Origin of the sequence: Mycetocola lacteus (genome assembly GCF_003667575.1) — a bacterium.
Lineage (GTDB): Bacteria > Actinomycetota > Actinomycetes > Actinomycetales > Microbacteriaceae > Mycetocola > Mycetocola lacteus.
The window spans coordinates 137,680-153,748 of sequence record NZ_RCUY01000002.1; the positions used below are offsets into that span (position 1 = coordinate 137,680).

14 protein-coding genes and 1 riboswitch are annotated in these 16,069 nt (G+C 66.4%); of the genes, 2 read left to right on the plus strand and 12 right to left on the minus strand.

Annotated elements, in window-relative coordinates:
- Positions 1-57: 57 nt before the first annotated feature.
- From D9V34_RS02770 to D9V34_RS02780, 3 genes are all read right to left on the minus strand, one after another.
- A complete protein-coding gene (locus tag D9V34_RS02770; protein WP_121687411.1) occupies positions 58-1,674 on the minus strand; it encodes a DNA polymerase Y family protein in 1,617 nt (538 codons plus the stop codon).
- A 112-nt stretch (positions 1,675-1,786) separates the two neighbouring features.
- Positions 1,787-2,533 carry a hypothetical protein gene (locus D9V34_RS02775; protein WP_121687412.1) on the minus strand — a complete coding sequence of 249 codons (747 nt, stop codon included), beginning with the start codon at positions 2,531-2,533 and terminating at the stop codon, positions 1,787-1,789.
- Between the two features lie 147 nt (positions 2,534-2,680).
- Positions 2,681-3,604: an aldose 1-epimerase family protein gene (locus D9V34_RS02780; RefSeq protein WP_121687413.1), complete on the minus strand. Its 924-nt coding sequence runs from the start codon at positions 3,602-3,604 to the stop codon at positions 2,681-2,683.
- A gap of 310 nt (positions 3,605-3,914) precedes the next feature.
- On the opposite strand from D9V34_RS02780, the gene D9V34_RS02785 reads away from it, so the two are divergent.
- A complete protein-coding gene (locus D9V34_RS02785) occupies positions 3,915-4,622 on the plus strand; it encodes a DUF3800 domain-containing protein (RefSeq protein WP_121687414.1) in 708 nt (235 codons plus the stop codon).
- Between the two features lie 153 nt (positions 4,623-4,775).
- Here D9V34_RS02785 and D9V34_RS02790 read toward each other — a convergent pair whose 3' ends face one another.
- On the minus strand, positions 4,776-5,651 hold the full coding sequence (locus D9V34_RS02790) for a bifunctional methylenetetrahydrofolate dehydrogenase/methenyltetrahydrofolate cyclohydrolase (protein WP_121687415.1): 876 nt from the start codon (positions 5,649-5,651) through the stop codon (positions 4,776-4,778).
- A 2-nt stretch (positions 5,652-5,653) separates the two neighbouring features.
- Positions 5,654-6,919: a serine hydroxymethyltransferase gene (glyA, locus tag D9V34_RS02795; RefSeq protein ID WP_121687416.1), complete on the minus strand. Its 1,266-nt coding sequence runs from the start codon at positions 6,917-6,919 to the stop codon at positions 5,654-5,656.
- A gap of 44 nt (positions 6,920-6,963) precedes the next feature.
- A riboswitch (ZMP/ZTP riboswitch) is annotated at positions 6,964-7,068 on the minus strand.
- A 134-nt stretch (positions 7,069-7,202) separates the two neighbouring features.
- Between glyA and nagA the strand changes: the two genes are divergently transcribed.
- Positions 7,203-8,369, plus strand: a complete 1,167-nt coding sequence (nagA, locus tag D9V34_RS02800) for an N-acetylglucosamine-6-phosphate deacetylase (protein WP_121687417.1) — start codon at positions 7,203-7,205, stop codon at positions 8,367-8,369.
- A gap of 120 nt (positions 8,370-8,489) precedes the next feature.
- Here the strand turns inward: nagA and D9V34_RS02805 are convergent, their stop codons facing one another.
- From D9V34_RS02805 to D9V34_RS02835, 7 genes are read right to left on the minus strand one after another with little or no spacing between them, the layout of a single operon-like run.
- Positions 8,490-9,581: a DUF1266 domain-containing protein gene (locus D9V34_RS02805; RefSeq protein WP_183091818.1), complete on the minus strand. Its 1,092-nt coding sequence runs from the start codon at positions 9,579-9,581 to the stop codon at positions 8,490-8,492.
- A 40-nt stretch (positions 9,582-9,621) separates the two neighbouring features.
- On the minus strand, positions 9,622-10,101 hold the full coding sequence (mnhG, locus tag D9V34_RS02810) for a monovalent cation/H(+) antiporter subunit G (protein ID WP_081863931.1): 480 nt from the start codon (positions 10,099-10,101) through the stop codon (positions 9,622-9,624).
- Positions 10,098-10,361 (minus strand): MrpF/PhaF family protein, encoded by a 264-nt coding sequence (locus D9V34_RS02815; protein ID WP_121687419.1) that lies wholly within the window; start codon positions 10,359-10,361, stop codon positions 10,098-10,100. Before D9V34_RS02815 ends, mnhG begins: the two co-directional genes overlap by 4 nt.
- Positions 10,358-10,939 carry a Na+/H+ antiporter subunit E gene (locus D9V34_RS02820; protein WP_121687420.1) on the minus strand — a complete coding sequence of 194 codons (582 nt, stop codon included), beginning with the start codon at positions 10,937-10,939 and terminating at the stop codon, positions 10,358-10,360. The genes D9V34_RS02815 and D9V34_RS02820 overlap by 4 nt, the downstream gene beginning before the upstream one ends.
- Complete coding sequence (locus D9V34_RS02825; RefSeq protein ID WP_121687421.1) at positions 10,939-12,498, minus strand: Na+/H+ antiporter subunit D; 1,560 nt, start codon at positions 12,496-12,498, stop codon at positions 10,939-10,941. Before D9V34_RS02825 ends, D9V34_RS02820 begins: the two co-directional genes overlap by 1 nt.
- Positions 12,495-12,992 carry a sodium:proton antiporter gene (locus D9V34_RS02830; RefSeq protein ID WP_051701663.1) on the minus strand — a complete coding sequence of 166 codons (498 nt, stop codon included), beginning with the start codon at positions 12,990-12,992 and terminating at the stop codon, positions 12,495-12,497. The genes D9V34_RS02825 and D9V34_RS02830 overlap by 4 nt, the downstream gene beginning before the upstream one ends.
- Positions 12,989-15,985 (minus strand): Na+/H+ antiporter subunit A, encoded by a 2,997-nt coding sequence (locus tag D9V34_RS02835; RefSeq protein ID WP_121687422.1) that lies wholly within the window; start codon positions 15,983-15,985, stop codon positions 12,989-12,991. The genes D9V34_RS02830 and D9V34_RS02835 overlap by 4 nt, the downstream gene beginning before the upstream one ends.
- Between the last annotated feature and the right edge of the window lie 84 nt (positions 15,986-16,069).

Here is a 16,069-nt window from a genome sequence, read left to right on the forward strand (position 1 = left end):
TGTTGCCTGGGCGGGTGCCCGCCCCGATCATCGATGTGTTGGGCCGCCAGGGCCCGCTCAGTCGTAGCGAGCCTCGGCCCACCACTCGCTACGATCACGGCGCACCAGCCAGCCGTGGCCGCGCTCATCCACCAGCTGAAAGCGGTCGACCCGCTCGGCCGTGGTCCCGGTGATTACCGGCCAGGGGCCCGCCCAGGCCCGCACCGTCGAGTCCACCCCGCCCGGGGCGATCCGCGGCAGCGGCGGGATCACCAGGCGGTGTGGCGGGGCGCTCAGCATGTCCCGGTCGGTGATGCTCACGCTCTCCCCCGCCGCATCGATCACCCGCACCGGCAGCGGCTCGGCCAGCACCGTCTGGGGTGGCGCCCCGGGCAGGCTCCCGGGCCAGGGACCGGCGGGATCGGTGCGCGGATCGCGCTCACCCCAGGGCACCAGGCTCTGACGTTCCCGCGGTTCGCGGCCCGCGCCGATCCGGGCGGTCAGGACCCCGTCGTGACCCACCATCCCCTGTAACCGGGTCAGCCCGTTATGCACGCGGGTGTCCGGTCCGCCGCCCCAGAGCCCGGGCTCCTGGGTGCTCATCGCGGCGAGGGTTTCGGGGATCACCCGGATCAGCGCCACCGGTTCGGACAGCGCCGCCTCGATCGCCCCGGATCCCTGCAGCTGCCAGCGCACCCGGTCCACAACGTCGCCCGCATCGAGGTGTCGGGGGTGCAACCAGCTGCGGGCGCTGCGCCCGCCACGGTCCCCGATAATCTCGATTCGCACCGCGCTCACCACCAGCGCATGCTCGGTCAGGCCCGCCAGAAAGCGGTCGGCGGAGGCACGGAACCCGAAGGCCGCCTGGTCGGCGCGCTCAAGCGGCGGATCAAACTCGCGCTCCACCGCAAGCTCGGCCGGTGGGATGCGTGGGCGCACCCGACGCGGATCCTCTCCCGCGGCGATCCGATGCGCCTGCTCCCCCGCCGCCCCAAACCGGTCCCGGACCGAGGCTGCCGGCAGCGCGGCCAGCTCCCCGAGTCGGTGCACGCCAAGCCGGGCGAGCACCCGTGTCAGCTCGGGTTCGCCCAGCGTGGTCACCGGCATCTGGGCGAGAAAACGCGCCGACTGTCCGGGCGGGATCACCAGGATCGCGTCGGTAATGGGGGCGGCATCCTCGGATTCGGCCACCGTCCCCGGCGCCTCCGGCAGGGAAGACGGCACCGCACGGTACGCCGCCTGCTGAGCGGCAAAGACCCCGTCGGCCGCGCCGATCCGTACCGCCGATCCGGCCGGGATCACCCCCTCCTCCCGCAGCGCCGCGGTCAGCGCTTGCGCCGCCGCCGCCTCACTTCCGTAGTAGCGCGCGGGACCACGCCCGGGCACCAGACACAGCCCCGGCCGCACCTGCTGAATACTCGGCACGATGCCCTCCAGGATTCGAATCAGCGGTTCGAATCGTCGATGATCCACATCCTCCCGATACGGCAGAAACACCGCCTCGGCCGACCGCTCCTGAGCCTCCCGGATGCGCAACCCTCGGCGCACCCCCAGCGCCCGCGCCACCGCATTCGCGGCGAACACCTCGCCGCGCGCGGTCAGCACCACCGGGGCTTCGAGGGAAATCTCCGCATCCTCGGCGGCGGTGAGGACCGCCCAATCAGGAAGCCACAGTGCCACCACTCGTTCACTCATCGACCCATCACCCACCGCACAGCCACAACACCAACACCCGCGCGCTCAGGAACCCACCGCACACACCACGACCAGGGCGGCATCACCCACCCAGAAACACAGTCCCGCGGCATCAGCCCACCCCCGCTAAACGGCGCTCGGGCCGCGGCACCGCGCGGATACCGGGTCGCTCGGCCGCGATCAACCCGCCGCTCTCGGCCAGGGTCAGCGAGGCTCGACGCAGGCGTCCGGCGCGATCGGTCGCCTCAACCCTCAGCTCCCGCGCCCCCAGATATCCAAATCCCGCGCCGATCCCACCCCAGTTTCCGGCGCTATTATGCAGCTCTGCGTCGCTCCCTGGCCAGGTGCCCAGGGTCACCAGCGTCGCCGCTCGCTGGTGCAGTCGAGCCGTCAGACGCGCACGATCCGACGTACTCAGGTGTGGGGCGGGCCCGGTGATGATCACGGTCACCACATCGGCGAGCGCCGCCACCACCTCCAGCCAGTGTGCACCGGGCTGGGGCACCACCACCAGGCGTTCGAGGTTGATCCCCACCCGCTCGGCGGCCTCCAGGCCAAAGGTTGGCAGGTCCACCACGGCGCTCCAGGACCCGGCCAGGCTCGGCCCCGCGGCCAGCGCCATCGCCAGCACCGGCGCATCCGGCACCGCATACACTCCGCCCGCTCGCAGCGCACCGCCGGGCAGCAGGTCGCCGAGGATCGGCAGCGTCGGTAGTGGCTGAGACTCTAGTTCGGTGCGCTGCATCCCCCGGATGCGCTCACGCAGCGCCGCCACGGTGCCCGCCCGTTCGGCGGCACCGGAATCGGCACCGGGCCGAGCGGGTCCGGTGCCCACACGAGAGGAGAAAGCGAGCGACATGCGTTAATATTCGAACACATGTTCGATTAAGTCAATTACGTACGGCATGTCCTGTCGCATCGCGACGGGCCCGGTTTTTTGCGCCTCAAAACACAGACGGACCGCGGGAATCCGAAGATCCCCACGGCCCGAACGGCTGGTGTGTAACTAGGCGGTGAAGCCCTCGGCGCGGATGCCCCAGCTCACGCTCCAGGTCTCACCCGGGGCGATCCACTCCAGGCCGATGCCGCTGTTCAGGGCGTTGGCCGGGGCGGTCATCGGCTCGATCGCGACCACCGCGTTGTCTCCGGGATAGCGGGTCGGGTTGAAGACCTGCCAGGTCCCGAAACGCTCCTCACCCCAGATGGTGACGGTGCGTCCGGCCGGGTCGGCGAGGGTGTGGGCACTCACGCCGTCCACGACGTGCGGGGCGGCAAAGCCGTGATCCAGGACCACCGAGTTCAGGGCGACACCGTGGCGCAGATCGTTGCCCGCGCCCACGGGCACCTCGCTCTGCGGGATCTGGTGGGCGTTGACCTCCCAGACGGTGTCGCAGGCCACGGTGAGGGTCAGCTCCGAGGCGGGAACGCCGCCGATGGTGAGGTACGGGTGTGCGCCGACACCGGCCGGAGCGGGAGTCTCCGAGCGGTTGGTGAGGCGGTGGGTCACGGTCAAGCCGCGCTCGTCCAGCACGTAGTCCACCTCGGTGTCGAGGTGGAACGGATAGCCGTGCTGCGGGAACACGGTCGCCGCCAGCCGGATCGAGTTCGCGGTCTGCTCCAGCACCGTATACGGGGTGAAGCGCAGCAGGCCGTGGATCGCGTTTGACTGCGCGGGCTCGGTCACATCCAGCTGCTGCACCTGACCATCGAGTACCCAACGGGCGTCCTCGACGCGGTTGGGCCAGGGGGCCAGCACGATGCCCGAGGCCATCGGACGAGGCTCGGTGACGTCGTAGGGGGCAAGCACGTCCACGCCGTTCACGGTGAGGACCCGCAGGCCCGCGGCCACCTCGGTAATCTCGGCGTTCAGCGCAAGATCGCCGTGTTCATGGGTGAGTGTGAAGCTCTGTCCGTTGGGAGCTGCGTGCATCGTGTTTCTAGGCCTCCTCGACGGCGGCCACCTGCCACCGGTTTCGACAATACTCCCAAAGCAGACCGCCCCGCGATCTAGACCTGCGCCCCGGAGTTTCTGAGCCATAAGCCATCCTCGCTGGTGGAACGTTCCTTCGCGGCTGTGACGATACGGTGCTCACTAAACCCTCTGCGGACGGCCAAGATCTGTGTCCGCAATGTCCTAGGGAATTCCTCATTTCGGTTGAATTACGCGCGATTCTCACAGCTCGTCCGCAAATCTTTTACTCAACTGCTGGCGGAACGTATCCGGCATCTAGGTTAGGGCTATGAGGGCTATCTACATTGATGAGTCGGGACGAGACGACAATTTCTATTTCTTCGGGGGTCTCGTCGTCGAGGCAGAATCGCTGACCTACATTGACCGCGAGATGGAAAAACTAGCGGGGATGCTCGCGCGCAATATTCATGGGTTCGACATCGAGACAGAGTTTCATGCCGTCGAGATCTTTCAAGGAACCGGCCCGTGGAAGAAAGTCTCCACTGGGTGGAGAGTGAAAACCTGCAAAATAATCTCGAGTATCCTGGCAAGCTCCGGGGCAGATTTCATCTTTCGAGGAATCGATATCACCCGACAGAAAGAAAAATACGTCGCCCCATTCCCTGCGCATCTGCTCGCGCTGGCCCACCTTTTAGAGAGCATCGATAATCATCTCTTCTACCGTTGCAGTGGGAGCACTGGAATCGTGCTCGCCGACGACCACCACTCGGCCGCGAGCAGCCGAAAGAACCTCTCACGGTTCAAGCTTGCTACCGTACCCGGCTATGTCACGAAGCAGCTCACTCAGATACACGACACCCTGTATTTTGGGCCGTCGGACGCCAGCCGTCTCCTGCAAGCAGCCGATGTTGCAACGTACTTCCTTAACCGAGCCAACACGATCGAGGAGAAGAACCCAGACTCTGCTCGGGCTATAGAGACAATCGTAGAAAACATTCGTTCGATCACACGGAAGGAAGCAATCTGGCCGCGTTAAAAACACAACGCCCCGCGAAGCGAGGCGTTGGCAGATGTGGGAGGCTTACGCGTCCTACACCCTCAGGCTAACACCGCTCGTACACGGTGTCCAGGAACGAGTAACGGGCATGACCTCAAAAGCTGAGGTCATGCCCGTTACAGGTGGGAAAAGTTACAGCCGCTCGGCTGCCTCCACCACGTTCTTCAGTAGCAGTGCACGGGTCATCGGGCCCACACCGCCGGGGTTCGGCGAGAGGAAGCCGGCAACCTCGGCCACGGCCGGGTCGATGTCTCCGGAGAGCTTCGCCTTGCCGGACTCGGTGGTACCCACGCGGGTCACACCCACGTCGAGCACCGCGGCACCGGGCTTGATCCACTCGGGCTTGACCAGGTGCGGCACACCCACGGCAGCCACCACGATGTCCGCCCGGGACACCTCGGACGCGAGATCCGGGGTGCGCGAATGGGTCAGGGTGACGGTTGCGTCGATGCCCTTACGGGTCAGCAAGAGGCCCAGCGGACGACCCACGGTGATGCCGCGGCCGATCACGGCCACATGCTTTCCAGGGATCGAGACCCCGCTGCGCTCGAGCAACTCGATGATGCCGGCCGGGGTGCAGGGCAGCGGCGAATCCAGTTCGCCGCCCACGCCGAGCACCAGCTTGCCAAGGTTGGTCGGGTGCAGGCCGTCGGCGTCCTTGGCGGGGTCGATCAGCTCCAGCATCTCGTTTTCGTTGATGCCCTTGGGCAGCGGCAGCTGCACGATGTACCCGGTGACGGCGGGGTTCTCATTCAGGTCACGGATGGCCTGACGGATCTCCTCGGCACTCGCGGTTTCGGGCAGATCCACGCGGATCGACTCGATTCCGACCTCGGCGCAGTCGCGGTGCTTCCCCGCCACATACGAGCGCGAGGCACCGTCTTCACCCACCAGCAGGGTGCCGAGCCCGGGAACGATGCCGCGCTCGCGCAGAGCCTCGATCCGGGTACGCAGCTCATCCTTGATGGCACTCGCCGCGGCGAGACCATCAAGCTTCTGTGCGGTCATCCCTACAGTCCCGGGTAGAGGGGGAACGCCTCGGTAAGCTTGGCGACGCGTGCACGCAGGGCGGGCAGGTCGGCGCCGGGGCGCAGAGCGAGGGCGATCACGTCGGCAACCTCGGTGAACTCGGCGTCGCCGAATCCGCGGGTCGCAAGCGCCGGGGTACCGATGCGCAGACCCGAGGTGACCATCGGCGGACGCGGGTCAAACGGCACGGCGTTGCGGTTCACGGTGATGCCCACCTCGTGCAGCGCATCCTCGGCCTGCTTGCCGTCGAGCTCGGAGTTGCGGAGGTCAACAAGCACCAGGTGCACGTCGGATCCACCGGTCAGCACGTCAATGCCGGCGGCCTTGCTGTCCGGGGCGGTGAGGCGCTCGGCCACGATCTTCGCACCGGAGAGGGTACGACGCTGACGGTCGGCGAACTCGGGGCTACCGGCGATCTTGAACGCGGTGGCCTTACCGGCGATCACGTGCATCAGGGGTCCACCCTGCTGGCCCGGGAACACGGCCGAGTTGATCTTCTTGGCGAGGTCAACATCGTTGGTGAGGATGAAGCCCGAGCGGGGTCCACCGATGGTCTTGTGCACGGTCGAGGAGACCACGTGGGCGTGGGGCACCGGCGAGGGGTGAACGCCCGCGGCGACCAGACCGGCGAAGTGAGCCATGTCGACCCAGAGGGTCGCGCCCACCTCGTCGGCGATCGCACGGAACGCGGCGAAGTCCAGCTGACGCGGGTACGCCGACCAGCCGGCGATGATGACCTGCGGCTTGTGCTCGAGGGCCTGGGCGCGCACGACGTCCATGTCCACGAGGAAGGTTTCGGGGTCAACACCGTAGGACACGGCGTTGTAGAGCTTGCCGGAGAAGTTGAGCTTCATACCGTGGGTCAGGTGACCACCGTGTGCCAGCTCGAGACCGAGGATGGTGTCTCCCGGCTTGGCGATCGCGGCCAGGACGGCGGCGTTTGCGGTGGCACCGGAGTGCGGCTGGACGTTTGCGTACTGAGCCCCGAAGAGCTCCTTGACGCGGGCGATCGCGAGGTTCTCGGCGACGTCAACGGCCTCGCAGCCACCGTAGTAACGACGGCCCGGGTAACCCTCGGCGTACTTGTTGGTGAGCACGCTACCCACGGATTCCAGCACCGAAACGGGAACGAAGTTCTCGCTGGCGATCATCTCGAGGTAGTCGCGCTGGCGACCCAGTTCCTGCTCCAGGACCGCGGCGATCTCCGGGTCTACTTCGGCAAGGGGGGCGTTAAATAGGTCGGTCAAAACTGGCTCCTCTGATGACAGCGGCGGACAAAACATCAATTTTCCGTATCGGCCCAGGCGTGCGGTCGAATCCGTGTCGGTCGCTCCCCGATGGTAACCATCTTGAGTGGTGCGATCCCGCTCCACCGACGCCAGTCGCGACGCGATTAGCCTAGCATCCCGGGGCGGGCTCGTGGGCGGAGGTTTCCCAGCGTTAACCAAGCCGTTGTCCCCGGTGGACACTTCTGTCACAACCGACGACTCGGGCTGCCGGAGTACACGCTGCGGGACTACACTCGTGCGTATGCGGAACCTCATTCACTCGGCCACCGTAATTTCCGGCGGGCAGAGCACCAAGCACGCCTGGATCGAGTTTGACGAGGATGGGATTACTGCCCGCGGCACCGACGACACCTGGCGGACACGGGTCGCCGAGAGCCCCGATACCACGGTGATCGACGGAACCGGGCAGATCATCACCCCCGGCCTGATCGACCTGCACTGCCACGGCGGCGCGGGCGTCGCGTTTGAGGACGGTGAGGCGGCGATCCGCACCGCCCTTGCCCTGCACCGCTCCCACGGCACAACCCGCGCGGTGGTGTCGTTTGTCAGTGCGGACGTTGAGGACCTGGTCACCCGCCTGGAGATCGTTGCCGACCTCGCCGAAACCGATTCGGGAGTCCTGGGCAGCCACCTCGAGGGCCCATTCCTGGACCCCGGCCACCGCGGCGCCCACGATCCCGAGGCCCTGCGCACCCCCGATGTGCGCACGGTGGACCGGCTGATCGAGGCCGGCCAGGGCACGCTGCGCCAGATCACCATCGCCCCCGAGCTCGATGGGGCAACCGAAGCCATCCGTGAGCTCACCGCCGCCGGGGTGATCGTCGCCGTGGGGCACACCGACGCCGACTACACCGCCGCCCGCGCCGCCTTCGACGCCGGGGCGACCCTCCTCACCCACGCCTTCAACGCGATGCACCCGATCCACCACCGTGCGCCCGGCCCGGTGCTGGCCGCGATCGACAGCCCCGGCGTGACCCTCGAGGTCATCAACGACGGCGTGCACGTCCACGAGAGCGTTGTGCGCCTGGCCTTCACCGAGGCACCCGGCCGGATCGCCCTGGTCACCGATGCGATGGCCGCGACCGGCGCCGCCGATGGGCACTACATGCTCGGCTCCCTCGAGGTCCTCGTCACCGAGGGCACCGCCCGGCTGGTTGAGGGCGGTTCGATCGCCGGATCCACCCTGACCCTGGATGCCGCACTGCACCGCGCGGTCCATGTCGTGGGCATCCCGCTTCCCGAGGCCGTGCGCGCACTCACCGAAACCCCCGCCCGGGTACTCGGGCGTGAGCGGGACCTCGGCGCAATCGAGGTCGGCTACCCCTCCGATGTGCTGCTCTGGAACGACGATCTCACCCTGCAGCGGGTGTGGGCCGACGGCACCGAACATCCGGCGGCACACGCCTAGACCCCGCAGCAGCGCTCCCCCGCGCAGGCTCCGGACACCCGATACGGGTCAGACAACAAACACCACAACGGCCCCGTCCGGTGAGAATTCTCACCGGACGGGGCCGTTGCGCGGGACGGACTAGTTCGCCTCCTCGCGCGGCAGCAGCACCTCGGGGGTGCGGATCTGGCCGGGCAGGGTGTCCACGGGCAGGGTCGGGAACGCGGCGCGGGTCGCCGGCCAGCCGCTGTCGCGCAGCTCCTTCATGGTCTCGTCAAAGGCCTGCAGGGCGGCGACCTCGTCGGAGGCGAACGCGGTGGCGATCCGCACGCCGCGCCAGTAATCAGCCGCATCGGCATACAGGGCAAAGGCAACGTTTCCCAGCCGCTCGATCAGGGTCCAGGCGGTCTGCTCGCTCACCTGCCCGGCCACAAACGCGGTGCGCACGATCGCGATCAGGCGCTGCACATCCCCCGCCCACAGCAGCAGCGGCGGACGCCCGGCCTGCGGTTCGGCCAGCGCGCGCAGGTCCCACTCCGACAAACCGGTCAGGCCGGCGATGCGGGTGAGCATCCGCTCGGCATCCGGACCGTTGAGGATCGCCTGGAAGCGGGCGCTCATGCTGTGCTGGGCCATTCCATCGGCCACATACAGTTCCAGGTCACGCTCGGAGGCGATCCGGGTGCGCTTATCCAGGTCGGCCTGCAGGTCGCGCAGATCGTTCATGGGCAGCGAGATGATCGGGTAGCCCTTGGCACCGTCGGCGTACTTCTTGCGCAGCGATTCGGGCAGCTTTGACCAGGCCGGGGAGAATTCCAGGCTGGAGTTCCAGAGTCCCGAACGGAAATCCGATTCGGCATCCAGCGCCAGCAGCGACTGCTGCGCGGGCGTGATCTCGGTAGCGCCGGTCAGTCGTCGGTAGCGGCGCTGATCACGCCAGGGGCCCCAGGAATCCAGGCTCGAGACGGCAAACGCCACCACCACAAACGCCAGCACCGCGGTGAGCACCGGGGCAAAGGTGGTGTCCGGGGTGAACGGCAGCGCCGCGGAGATGGTGTGCCAGTTCACCGACACCACGGCGGCCGCGAGAACCGCGATCGCGAAGGTGAGCAGCGAACGCCCCTGCGCCCGGGCGGGCCGCTGTTCCTTCCTCAGCTGCTGATAGTTACGCTGATGCCAGATGCGCGGACGGACGGGATAGGCACGTTCACCGAGATGGTTCTGAAGAGTCACCCAAACGAGTGTAATCCAGTTTGTAAGCGCATACGAACGCCTACCGTGCCGTGTCCCCCGGCGTCTGCTCGTGGTTGGGAACCACCGGATCATGCTCGACCGGAGCCTCCTGCACCAGCGGGGTCGCCACGGTGTTACCCGACACGTAGTCCTCGGGATCCGGGTAGTCGAGCCCCAGCAGGTGGTTGCGGCCGCGCAGCTCGTCGCGGAAGAGCACGTCGCTGCGGAACTTACCCGTCCGATACGCCGCCCGGCCCACCATGTGTGCCGAGATCGGCGCGGTCAGCGCCTGGAACAGGATGATCGAGAAGCCCAGGGTGATCGTGCCGATCGTGGGGGTCGAGAAGATCACATCGGCCACCACCAGGATCACACCGAGCACCTGCGGCTTGGTCGCCGCATGCAGACGCGCGAGCACGTCGGAGAAGCGCAGCAGACCCACGCCCGCGGCCAGACACAGCACCGCGGCGGCAAAGACCAGCGCGATGGTCAGGGCGTCGCGCCACCACTCGCCGGTCACGCTTCGGCCTGATTCGACATGAAGCGGGCCACGCTGACCGAGCCCACAATCGCGAACATGGCCAGCACCAGCATCACCGGCAGCGTGTTGGTGTGACGATTGATGGCCATCTCGGCACCCATCGCACACATCGCGGTCGCAACCAGCACGTCCGAGGCGATCACCCGGTCAAGCAGCGAGGGTCCACGCACGATCCGATACACCGCACACAGCGCCGAGGCACCAAACATGGCGATGATGATTCCCAAAATTATGGTCATCGGTTTTTCCTTCCTCGGGCCAGGGCATGCTGCTCGTTGACCCGCACCACCTCGGCCTTGGATCCGATCGCCAGCACCAGGCGGCGTTCGGTGTCCAGAACCTCCTGGATGAAGCGTTGAATGTCTTCCTCGGAGTGCACGTCGATCACGTGGACGTAGAGGATCGAGCCCGAGCGGTCCAGGTCGACCACGATGGATCCCGGCACAATCGAGATCGCCGTGGAGGTCCAGGACATAATCAGGTCCGAGCGGGTGTTCAGCGGGATACCCACGATCGCGTTACCCGGCTTGAAGCTCGGTGCGAAGGCCAGCCAGGCGATCTGAATCGAGGCGCGCAGGATGTCCCAGCCCAGCACCACGAAGAACACGATCACCCGCCAGGGGTTGACCCGGCCGCTGAGCTCCACCCCGGGGAGGTAGAACGTGAACGAAACCCCGAGCGAAACCAGGATGCCGGTGATGATGGTGAGCGGCGTGAAGCTGCCCCAGAGCAGGCACCACAGCAGGAGCAAACCGAGGGCCAGCAGGCCCTGGCTGAGCCCGGCGAGGCGGTGCTTATCGCGAGTCTGATGCGGCATTAGGGCGATCCCTCCGGGAACACGGCGGAGACGTAGTTGTCCACGTTCTCCACCTGGTGGGCCGCGCGCTCGGCATAGCCGAAGATGGGGCCCGCGAACACGGTCAGCAGCAGGGTGAGCCCCACCATGCCGGTGGTCGCGCCCACCATCAGACGCGAGGTCTGCTTGGTCGCGACGGTCCCCGAGTCCTCGGGGCTCTCGGCCAGGGATTCCAGCAGCGGGGACTGATAGCCCTCGACCTCACCACGCGAACGCCAGAAGGCCATGTTCCACACCCGAGCGAGCGCGTACAGGGTCAGCAGCGAGGTCGCGGCACCGGCGGCGATCAGCACGTAGGAGAGCCAGCTGCCCTCCTCGACGCCGGCCTGGAACAGGCCGATCTTGCCGAGGAAGCCGGAGAACGGCGGGATTCCACCGAGGTTGAGCGCGCCCAGGAAGAACAGCACCGCCACAAACGGCGCGGCCTTGAGCAGACCCCCCAGGCGCGAAATGGACGTACTTCCGCCCACGCGCTCGACCAGTCCGGTCGCCAGGAATAGCGTGGTTTGGACCACGATGTGGTGCACCACGTAGAAGATGGTGGCGGTCAACGCGATATCGCCGCCGATCGCGATACCAAAGATCATGTACCCGATGTGACTGACCAGGGTGAACGAGAGCAGACGCTTAATATCTGCCTGCATCACCGCACCCATGATGCCCACAAGGAGCGTGAAGAACGCCACCACCATCAACGGTATTCGCAGCGGCACATCCACAAACATCACGGTGTCGGTGCGGATGATCGCGTACACGCCGACCTTGGTCAGCAGGCCCGCGAACACCGCGGTGACCGGCGCGGGCGCCGTGGGATACGAGTCGGGCAGCCAGAAGGACAGCGGGAACACCGCGGCCTTGACCGCGAAGCCCAGCAGCAGCGCCGCGCAGAGGATCGCCTGGACCCCCATCGGCAGCTCGCGCACCCGCTCGGAGATCAGCGCGATGGTCACGGTCCCGGTGGCCCCGTAGATCAGCGCGATGGCGCCCACAAACAGCAGCGAGCTCATCAGGCTGATCACGATATACGTCACGCCCGCGCGGATGCGGGCACCGGTCCCACCGAGGGTCAGCAGCACGTAGCTCGCCGCCAGCAGCATCTCGAAACCGACGTACATGTTGAAGAGGTCGCCGGCCACAAACGCGTCAAACAGACCGGCGGAGAGCACCAGGTAGGCGGGGTGGAAGATCGACACCGGAGTCTCGTTGTCGTCGTCCACGATGCCCTGGCCGATCGCGAAGATCAGCACGCCGAGCAGCATCAGGGCGGACACCAGCAGCATGATCGCCGAGAGGCGGTCCACCACCAGCACGATGCCCCAGGGCGGTGCCCAGCCTCCGACGTTGACGGTGACGGTGCCGGTCTGATCCACGGCCACCAGCAGGACCGCGGCAATTGCGGTCACCAGGGTCAGTGAGATCAGCGACACGAAGATCTGCACGCGCGGACGCTGACCGAAAATCAGCGCGATCGCGGCACCCAGCAGCGGAATCGTGACAACGAGGGGAACCAGGGCGTTCATCGGCCCACCTCCGTGTCTCGTGCTGTCTGAACCGGGTCGGGTTCGGGGTCATCTTCGTGTTCGTTGGAGGCGTCCAGGACCCGTTGAATGGCCTCATCGTCCTCATCCACCTGGCGGAACGCCTCCTCGGCGTCCTCTTCGGTGTCGTGGGCGTGGTCGTCCGGCAGGGTGTCACCCTCGTCGCCGAGCTGCGCGAGCCACCAGGTGCGGTAGATCAGGGCGAGCACAAACGCGGTAATACCGAAGTTGATCACGATCGCGGTGAGGATCAGAATCTGCGGCAGCGGATCCACCATGTCGGCGTCCTCGGGGCCGCCGGTCCACAGCGGCGCATTGCCGTTGGGTCCGCTCATCAGGAAAATCAGGATGTTGGTGGCGTTACCCACCAGCAGGAAGCCGATCAGGAAGCGGGTCAGGCTGCGCTCCATCATGACGTAGATGCCCACCGCGTACATCAGCGACATCAGCAGGACGAGGGTGAGGGATGCACTCATCGGTTGTCCTCTCGGGTGTCGGTGATGGACGGGGTATCCGGCACAATGGGCACGCGCTGCGTGGCCCAGAGGTCGGTGTTGGGCACCTGCTGGCGCGGGCTGAACTCGTCGGTGCTCTCCTCGGCGATATCGGCCTCGTCCTGTTGCCGGTCGACCTCACCACCGAGCGAGCGCAGGATGTCGAGCACGAGGCCCACAACAACCAGGTAGACCCCGATATCGAAGATCGTCGTGGTGCCGATGGAGATGTATCCCAAAACCGGAATATCTGCGGACAGGTAGGCTGAAGACAGGATCTCCTCGCCGAAGAACAGCGATCCGATGGCCGAACCCACCGCGAGCACGAGTCCCGCGCCCAGGAGCTTGCCGGCGTCGATCGGCACGGCCTCGCGCAGCTCATAGCGGCCACCGGCCAGGTAGCGGAAGACCAGGGCAAGACCCGCAAGCAATCCTCCGGCGAACCCTCCACCGGGCGAGTTGTGGCCCACGAAGAGCAGGAAGATCGAGACCACGATGGCGGGGTGGAACATCAGTCGCACCAGCACCTCGAGCAGGATCGAGCGGTTGGCGCTGGCGATCTTGCCGCCGCTCACCAGCCAGGACTGACGCGCGCCGGGGGTAGCGGGCTGGATGTCCGGATCGGAGAGCACGCTGCGGCGTCCCTGCGCGGTGGCCGGGCGGCGCAGGCCACGACGGCCCTTCTTATCGGCCCGTCCGGAGACAAACAGCAGGCTGGCGATACCGGTGGCGACCACCACGAGCACGGAGATCTCACCCATGGTGTCCCAGGCACGAATGTCCACCAGCGCCACGTTGACCACGTTTTTGCCGTGGCCCTCGTAGTAGGCCATGTCCGGCAGCTGAGCCGAGATCGGATCGGTGATTCGCGACCCCAGCGCGATCAACGCGATGGCACCCATCACCACACCGGTTCCGATCGCGATTACCGCACGGCGACCGCGGTGGACTCGCTTGGTGAGCTTCTGGCTGTTGCCGGGCAGACGGCGCAGCACCAGCACAAAGGCGACGATGGTAATCGTCTCCACCAGCGCCTGGGTGAGGGCCAGGTCGGGGGCACCGTGGAAGGCAAACAGCGCAACCATGCCAAATCCGGTGACGCCCACCAGGAGCACGGCGGCCATGCGCTTGCGTGTCCAGGCGGCACCGAGGGTGGCCACGGCCATGACCAGGGCGATCACCACCTGCTGCGGGTAGTCGTAGAGGCGGAAGGTGGTGGGCCAGACGTTGCCGATCGCCGCCAGGGTTCCCAGGATCAGAACAAAGACCACGAGGATCGTCGAGAGGTACTGCGGCAGACCGCCACGCTGACCAAAGATCGTGACCTTGGCGGAGATCTTGTCCACCGCGCGGGTCACGCTCCAGTAGCCGCGGGAGGAGTCCACCAGCGGGGGCAGAGCCTCCTGCAGGCGGGCCACCTGGGTCTTCTTCCAGAACAGGGCGGCGCCGAGGCCCAGGATTGCAATCGAGATAAACAGGGCGGGCTCGAAGCCGTGCCAGAGCGCCAGGTGGCCCTCGAGGTGGCCATCGAAGCTCTCCGGGTACGGATCCAGCCAGGCATTCAGCGCCGGGGAGAAGATACCCAGCAGGACCGAGGCCACCGCGAGCACGGCCGGGCCGATCAGGATCGCGGTCGGCGGCTTATGCCACTCGGTGGATACGCAGGCGGCGGTGCGGGTCGCGAAGGCACCCCAGAAGAAGCGGGCCGAGTAGGCGACGGTCAGGATCGAACCCACCGCGGTCCCGATCAGCGCGATCCAACCGTAGGGATCCCCGGCCTCGGCGGCCTGCAGGAACGCCCCAAAAATGGACTCCTTGGCCACGAAGCCCAGCAGCGGCGGGATGCCCGCCATCGAGGCGATCGCCAGCGCGGTGATGACCGCGAGTACCGGCATCTTCCGTCCGAGGCCCGAGAGCTGACGCCAGTCTCGGGTGCCCGCAGCATGGTCGATGATGCCCACCACCAGGAACAGCGTGGACTTATAGATCGCATGGGCCAGCAGCAGCGCGGCACCGGCGAGGGCAGCATCGGGGGTTCCGAAGCCCACGATGACCATGAGGAAACCGAGCTGGCTGACGGTGCCGTAGGCGAGCACCAGCTTGAGGTCGTACTGACGCAGCGAGCGCCAGGCACCCACCAGCATCGTCCAGACACCCAGGCCGATCAGCACCAGCTTCCAACCGGGCAGGTCGGCATAGCCGGGGGCCAGGCGGGCGATCAGATAGATACCGGCCTTGACCATCGCGGCGGCGTGCAGGTAGGCGGATACCGGGGTGGGCGCGGCCATCGCGGCCGGCAGCCAGAAGTGGAAGGGGACGATCGCGGACTTGGAGATCGCACCCACGATGATCAGCAGAATCGCGGTGACCGCGAGCGGACCGGTGACCCCGGCCGCGACGATGGCCGAAAGCGAGGTGCTGCCCACCTGCACCGAGATCATGATCACACCAACCAGCATCACCAGGCCACCAAAGGTGGTGACCAGCAGCGCCTGAAGGGCCGCACCGCGGCTCTCCTTCTTGCCGGTGTAGTGCCCGATCAGCAGGTAGGAGAGCACACTGGTGATCTCCCAGAACATGAACATCAGGATGATGTCATCGGCCGTGACCAGCCCAAACATGGTGCCCGCGAAGGCAAACAGGAACGCCGCAAAGCGCCCGAGCCCGGGTTCCCGCTTGGTGAAGTACTGGGTGCAGTAGAGCAGCACCACGGTGCCCACACCGGTGACGACCAGTGCCAGGAGCCACGCGAGGGTGTCCATGCGGAATGCGAGAGCCAGATCCAGCTGGGGAACCCAGCGGATGGTTTCTGTGATCTCGCCGTGCGTGCGGATCTGTTCGCCCTGCAGCAACGTCCAAATAAATGCCCCAGCGGGCACGAGAGCCACAACGGTGAAAACATGGTTCTTGAGGAACCTGGCAAGAAATGGAGTCGCGACGGAGACAATCAGGAAGATGGTCAGAATCGTCGCCATGAGGTCTCCGTAAGGTAGGTGGCCTGTAGCTTCTAACCTATCAAAACCGGGAAGCTTCTTCGTAATTGAACGACAAAATAACCC

Excerpts from the sequence above, each read along its gene's own strand:
- D9V34_RS02770 (WP_121687411.1), bottom strand. The coding sequence starts at position 1,674 with ATGAGTGAACGAGTGGTGGCACTGTGGCTTCCTGATTGGGCGGTCCTC.
- D9V34_RS02830 (WP_051701663.1), bottom strand. The coding sequence starts at position 12,992 with ATGAGTGCATCCCTCACCCTCGTCCTGCTGATGTCGCTGATGTACGCG.
- D9V34_RS02790 (WP_121687415.1), bottom strand. The coding sequence starts at position 5,651 with ATGACCGCACAGAAGCTTGATGGTCTCGCCGCGGCGAGTGCCATCAAG.
- D9V34_RS02815 (WP_121687419.1), bottom strand. The coding sequence starts at position 10,361 with ATGACCATAATTTTGGGAATCATCATCGCCATGTTTGGTGCCTCGGCG.
- D9V34_RS02775 (WP_121687412.1), bottom strand. The coding sequence starts at position 2,533 with ATGTCGCTCGCTTTCTCCTCTCGTGTGGGCACCGGACCCGCTCGGCCC.
- D9V34_RS02780 (WP_121687413.1), bottom strand. The coding sequence starts at position 3,604 with ATGCACGCAGCTCCCAACGGACAGAGCTTCACACTCACCCATGAACAC.
- D9V34_RS02825 (WP_121687421.1), bottom strand. The coding sequence starts at position 12,498 with ATGAACGCCCTGGTTCCCCTCGTTGTCACGATTCCGCTGCTGGGTGCC.
- D9V34_RS02820 (WP_121687420.1), bottom strand. The coding sequence starts at position 10,939 with ATGCCGCATCAGACTCGCGATAAGCACCGCCTCGCCGGGCTCAGCCAG.
- D9V34_RS02785 (WP_121687414.1), top strand. The coding sequence starts at position 3,915 with ATGAGGGCTATCTACATTGATGAGTCGGGACGAGACGACAATTTCTAT.
- nagA (WP_121687417.1), top strand. The coding sequence starts at position 7,203 with ATGCGGAACCTCATTCACTCGGCCACCGTAATTTCCGGCGGGCAGAGC.
- D9V34_RS02835 (WP_121687422.1), bottom strand. The coding sequence starts at position 15,985 with ATGGCGACGATTCTGACCATCTTCCTGATTGTCTCCGTCGCGACTCCA.